Genomic DNA, 2,234 nt, shown 5'->3' on the forward strand with positions numbered 1-2,234 from the left:
AAAAAAACCCGGCTTTCACCGGGCATATTTTAAAGGAGAAAATATTACAAAAATCAACTCAAACTTTGGATTTTAAAGTTCTTATTTAACTGCGATATTAACAATAAATTTTACTGTGCTTCTTTTCCTCATTCTGGAAGATTTTCTGCACATTATCTCTATATTTAGCCAATCCGCGAAAAAAACGGAAAAGCAGGAAAACCAGGAAGAAAACCGGTAGAATAATTACAAAATTCTGTAACATAATTTCACCTCTCTTTTTTAGATTTCATAACCTGAAATCCAACACTTTATCTGATAATTATTTAACGCATTTTATGAGCCAACAATAACATTAATCCCAAGCTCTTCAATTAATTCGTATCTTCTTTTGTTTTACGATGTTACAGCATTTGTTAAAAAGAAGTAATAATAATGTTGGATCTAATATTTATATTATCACAAAAAAAGTGTGAAAAAATGGTTACAACAATGTGCAAAAGACTGAGCTTAATTAAATCATTGCAAAACTAAACAGGCGTTATAGATTGCGGATGTTCTTTTGATTTAACTACCGAGTTTTGTTCCTTCGATAATTACATTTGCAGATGCGATGGATTTTCCCTCTTCATTGGAGACCTTACCTGCAAGTTTACCGGTTTCTCCAGCAAACAAAAAAGATACCGAGATAATTGACAGGGCTGTTATTAAGATTATTTTCTTATTCATTTGAATCTCCGGGAAAATATTCAAAAAAAAAAAGAAGGTGAGAAAATTCCCACCTTCTATACATACTGCTAAAGCCGGATGAAACTTGCTAAATTTCAAAAATTTAGCAAGTTTTACTTCATCAAAATCATCTTCTTCGTAGAAGTATATTTCCCTGCTTTTATTTTGTAGAGATAAACTCCGTTGGCAACCTGAGAACCGTTATTGTCTTTTCCGTTCCAAACTACGGATACTTCATTACCGCTTAGGATGAGTGTTTTCACTTCCTGTCCTTTCAGATTATAGATCAAAATCCCCGTATTCTCCGTGCGCTCCGTGGTTGAAAAAGAGATAGTCGTAGTTTCAGAAAAGGGATTCGGATAGTTGGTTAAGATAGGAACATTGTCAGGAGAGATGGAATTATCTTCAGCATCGAGAGTTCCCCATGTGTAAGTATTAAATGAATGATTAACCCAGTCTCTTCCTCCTTCCCAGCGATAAGTCAGCCGTTCGATTTGATAGCCGTCTTCATATGTATAGTAATGATCTTCCCAATTGACCCATTGATCATCTTCCCAATCCTGTTCAAGAGTCTGTATTTCGTTCCAATCGTTATCATAGAAGAATTGATGATACCAGTCATTCGTCCATTCCACCAAATTCCAGTTTTCCCTCAATTCAGTAGCAGGATAAGCGTTCCCTGCTTCCGTGAAAGTCAACCTGTGATTTGTGATCCATTCGCTATCGTTCTCCCACATCTGATCCAGGATCTCCTGCAGGAATAAACCGTCATAAGTATAGGTCTCCAGTCCGCTGTTCAGCCATCCTGTTCCACCTTCAAAGTCCCACTCTTGAGAAAGAACTTGGATAGGATTATTGTCGTTATTATAAGTCATGGTGTAACGGCTGGCATCCATCCATTGATCAATGAACCACATCTGCATGAGCATCTCAATCATATTCCAATTGGCATCATAAGTATATAAGATCATAGCCATGTCCATCCAGGTTCCGGATATGGGCTCCCACATTTTATAAAGAGTCTCTATTGGATAACCTTCGGCATTGTTCGTATGGATTTGCCATTGAGCATTCTGCCAGGCTCCTTCTTCCCATGTTAACCAGAGCATTTCATCAAGAAAACCTTCAGTACTCCAGGTGTAAATGATCTTTTCATCGTTCACCCATGCTTCGTTTTCCCAATCCTGGTGCAGTTCTTCGAGAATATAAAGGTCTCTCAAGTTCATAATTTGCTCGTACATCTCGAAGAAATAATCTTTCCTCTCCTTATTGCTCATGTTTTGAAGATCAGCAATGGTTTTGATCCTGGAATCTGCCGTGAGAACAGAGACCACGAAAATAACACACAAAATTAAAACGATTTTTTTCATACTTCCTCCTATTCTTTTTATTGGTTCTGTAACACAGAACCTATTAATATGACACTTAACTTATTATTTTCTATACCATTAAAGCACTTTTGGGAAATCTCCCCTAAAAACAAGACCGGTTTGATCTGTTTCTGGGATATGCCTTAAAAAATCCAT

At 36.8% G+C, this 2,234-nt stretch carries 1 protein-coding gene; it reads right to left on the reverse strand.

Going from position 1 to position 2,234, the window contains the following annotated elements; genetic code table 11:
* Positions 1-821: 821 nt before the first annotated feature.
* Positions 822-2,078, reverse strand: a complete 1,257-nt coding sequence (locus ENL20_06060; protein HHE38118.1) for a T9SS type A sorting domain-containing protein — start codon at positions 2,076-2,078, stop codon at positions 822-824.
* Between the last annotated feature and the right edge of the window lie 156 nt (positions 2,079-2,234).

It is taken from the genome of Candidatus Cloacimonadota bacterium, assembly GCA_011372345.1.
In the GTDB taxonomy this organism is placed as follows: domain Bacteria; phylum Cloacimonadota; class Cloacimonadia; order Cloacimonadales; family TCS61; genus DRTC01.